At 62.9% G+C, this 3433-nt stretch carries 3 protein-coding genes; 1 reads left to right on the top strand and 2 read right to left on the bottom strand.

The genetic code is table 11. From position 1 onward, the window contains the following. Positions 1 to 177 precede the first annotated feature (177 nt). Complete coding sequence (locus BST14_RS27685) at positions 178 to 375, top strand: hypothetical protein (protein WP_083067446.1); 198 nt, start codon at positions 178 to 180, stop codon at positions 373 to 375. A gap of 615 nt (positions 376 to 990) precedes the next feature. Here BST14_RS27685 and BST14_RS27675 read toward each other — a convergent pair. Further along, a complete protein-coding gene (locus BST14_RS27675; protein ID WP_083067444.1) occupies positions 991 to 1839 on the bottom strand; it encodes a phage major capsid protein in 849 nt (282 codons plus the stop codon). Between the two features lie 159 nt (positions 1840 to 1998). Continuing rightward, the gene (locus BST14_RS27670) at positions 1999 to 2457 is read right to left on the bottom strand and encodes a hypothetical protein (RefSeq protein ID WP_083067443.1); all 459 of its coding nucleotides are present in this window, start codon (positions 2455 to 2457) and stop codon (positions 1999 to 2001) included. Positions 2458 to 3433: the final 976 nt, after the last annotated feature.

The raw sequence follows: 3433 nt of genomic DNA, 5'->3' as shown, positions 1-3433 counted from the left end.
ATCCAAGGCAGGCCCTACCCACCCCCTAGTGCCAATTCCGCTGTGCTGCCTGCACACCCACACACACAGCGCCTAGTGCCACCCACACCCCCTAAGCCCTGCCTACGCAGGCGCGCAGTACCGCTCCTCGCCGCTCAAGGCCCTGCTTCGGTAGGGGCATTTCGTATCCTGGGTCGAATGACAAGCAGACCGGACAAACTGAAAGACTGGTCAATCCCTGACCGGATCGAAGGCTGGCGGCGCGAAGGCAGACGGTTCGCCCGGATTGCCCATGAAGAGGACGATGCCGAGGCTGCCGCGCTCGCAACGATGTACTTCGTACTTGCGCTCGATGCCGACAGGTTCGGCGAACTCCCTGACATAGACGACGACTGAGTGGGTCCCTCACAGGGAGGGTTGCACTCCGATGATTGACGCCCAGCTAGGCAACATAATTGCCGACGCCATCGGTCCCGAGTAGAAGCTCGGACCACTGCTCATCAGTCAGCCCGACGCTTCGGGCAGTCTCGCGGACCCGCTGAAGTTCAGCGACATACGCGGACACAGCGTCAGACATGGTCACTACAGCGCCCCAAAGCTCGGGAGCGCCAACCGCTTTACAGACACGTTCGGCCTTCTCTAGTTCCTTGGCCATGCTGCGGCATATCCCGCTGCAGTAGCGAACCGAGCCGTTGCTGCCAGTCGCCACCGAGGTGCATCCTTCCCGGCTACATGGTCCCGCTGTCTTACGCCCCCGACGTTTGCGCTTGCGCCTGGCGGAGGGGGCACTTTGGTCTTGGTTAGTCAATGGGTCACCTTCCGTTGGTTTGGGGTGCAGAAAACCCGGACCCTTTGCGGGGTCCGGGCCTCTGCGATGAGAGCCAGCGGAGCTGGTCTCTCGGGGAGCGGACAGCTTCCGCTGCCCGCGTGTCGGGCTGCTAGGCAACCGGAGGTTGCCGACGCCTGAGCGACGGGCCTCCGGCCCTAGCTATTTAGTTGTGGCTCAGCCGATTAGCTGGCGTGGTGATGGATGCGAACCACGCCGGCAGGGTTCAGGAACCCGAAACCGACACGGCTCTTCGCCCGGACGTAAAGCCCGTCGTTGGTGATGCTGTCGAACTTCTCGACCGTCGACCCCTGGCGCAGGACGTAGCGAAGCTGCGTCTTGTCCACACCCCACGCGGTGGAATCCGCGTCAACGTGGGTCGAAGTGATCACAGGCAGACCAGCGACCAGAACCTTGTCCTCGACAAACGAGAGCAAGTTCTGCTGACTACCAGACTGGACCTTGATCTTGCTCAGGGTGTTAGCAACAGTCGGGTTCATCAGCCAGTGAGTCAGCTTGGCCCCGTGGGCTTCTGCCGCGTAACGGGCGTCTACGAAGGGGTCCAGCGAGGTCAGCGAAGCACCCGGATCGACCTCTTGGTACCGCGGGTTAGACGAGTCGTCCACCAGCGAGAGCAGTCCAGCGGGGGCCTTCGCGTTGGACCCGTCTGCGAAGAACGCGGAGTCGATGCTGGCGACCAGCTTGTTGGCAGCCGCAGCCGCGATCTGCTTGGCAACGTCAGGGTCGCTGTCGTCGGCGAGTTCGTTCGAGATCAACGTGAGCGAGATGGTCTTCTTCGGCTCCACGACAACCTCGTCGGTGTCACCATCGGTGAGCGGGATGTCTTCCAGCTCGTCCAACCAGGACGGAGTGGGGCTCGAAATCCACAGCGGGAAGGCAGCCTTCTCCTTGACGGTGCTGAACAGAGTCGAGACCTGAGCGGCCACGGACTTTTCCTGCACGACAAGATCAAGCAACTTGCCGAAGTCCTCGGGCAGGAACGACTGAGCGGTGTCGGTACGCTTCATGGACATGTGTTTCCTCCTTGGAAACGAGAAAGCCCGCTGGCGTGTTGCCAACGGGCGTAATGGATTTGAGAGAGTCACCCGGCTATACAGCCGAGATCGTATGAGCCGTACGGCTCTAACTGCGGCACAGCTACCGCCTACGGCGGTTCATGCTGCGACCAAAGATCAACGGAGCAAGTCTCCCCACGTCGGAGATGCCTTACCGGACTGACCGCCGAGGCCCTGCGACGGGTCCACGGCACGCTGGCGGGGGTTCTTGGCCAGACCCGGACGAGACTCGACCAGAGCGGCGACAGCCTCGGCCACGGCCTCGGGGTCGACCTCACCGTCTTCGCCCAAGAGATCCGCGAGGGACACGCCTCCCAGCTCCAACAGGTCTCCCGGTTGGGCTAGGTCGGCTGCGAGCCGCTCAACCTCGCGGCGTTGGTACGCCTCGATCCGGGCCTGCGCCTCGGCCAGGGCGGTACGGGCCTCGTTGCGTTCCTTCCGGAACCGGGCCTCCCGGCTGCCGTTCGGGCTCTCAGAACCGCTTTCCGGCTCCCCGGCGTCAATACCTTGCCCCGGTACCGTTTGCGCGTCAGCGGGGCTCTCAGCTCCAGCAGCGTGGGTCTGGGTGTCAGTCATTAGTGGCCTTCCTGTGTCGCATGAAAAGAGCCCGCCGTACTTCGTCGGGCGATGTGCTCGTCGGCAACCCCAAGCGGGCTGCCACCTTCTCTCGGCGCTCCGAGTCCTCGAACCAGGGCAGGTCACCCTCTTCGCGGATCTTGGCGTTGTATGGCTCGGTGGAGTCGAGGAACCGCTGGAACGCGTCCCCTCGCTCTGCCTCGGTCAGGTACCTCACTCGGCAGGCCACGCCGTGATGGTCGCGCCGGCCAGCAGGTGGGAGCCGTCGTTTCGGTCCTCAAGCTGGATGCTCGCGTCCTCGGGGACACGGAATGTCATTGGAGGACCGCCGTATTCGGCAACCCGTTCAACGATGTCTTGTAGTGGATTCATGGTTTACCTTCCTGTGTCGCAGCCAGCGGAGCTGGTCTGCTCTGAGGGCACGGCTGGTGCCGAGGCCGTGAAAAACCCGCCTGCCGGATGGCAGACGGGCTGTCTGTATTCGGTTGTGGTCAGACGCTCGCTGGTACGAAGTCGTCCGCGAACGGGTCAACAAACCCCTTCGGCAGCTCGGACAGCTCCCCCCTTTCCAGCGGAGGCCCGAAGGGCTCCAGATCCCAAGGACGTTGCTTCGACAATCGCTCGCCTAGATCAAAGGCTGTCGCCTGGTCCTGCTCGCTCGGAGGATCTGCCAGAGGCAGAGTCCGACCCTCGGTAACCTCTGGTCGCCTCGGACCAGAATCATGTTCGCCTGGTTCAGAGTTATCGGAGCCAGCGGAGCTGGTCTCGTGTTCGCTGGTTGAATAATCCCAGGACACCCCCTGAGCCGAGCTGCCGCTCGGCAGCGAGGCGAAGGGATCTGCGATGCGTCGGTGAGCATCGCCGCTAGATGAAGAGTCAGAGCCGAAAGGATCTGGCTCGGTTGCGTCCGCCAAGGTGGTGTACGAGTCGGGGACCGATTTGGTGACCGGCGTGTCGTAGCCGAGTGATTGAAGGT

Origin of the sequence: Mycobacterium arosiense ATCC BAA-1401 = DSM 45069, from assembly GCF_002086125.1 — a bacterium.
Taxonomy (GTDB): Bacteria; Actinomycetota; Actinomycetes; order Mycobacteriales; family Mycobacteriaceae; genus Mycobacterium; species Mycobacterium arosiense.
This window is presented reverse-complemented; position numbering and strand designations above follow the sequence as displayed.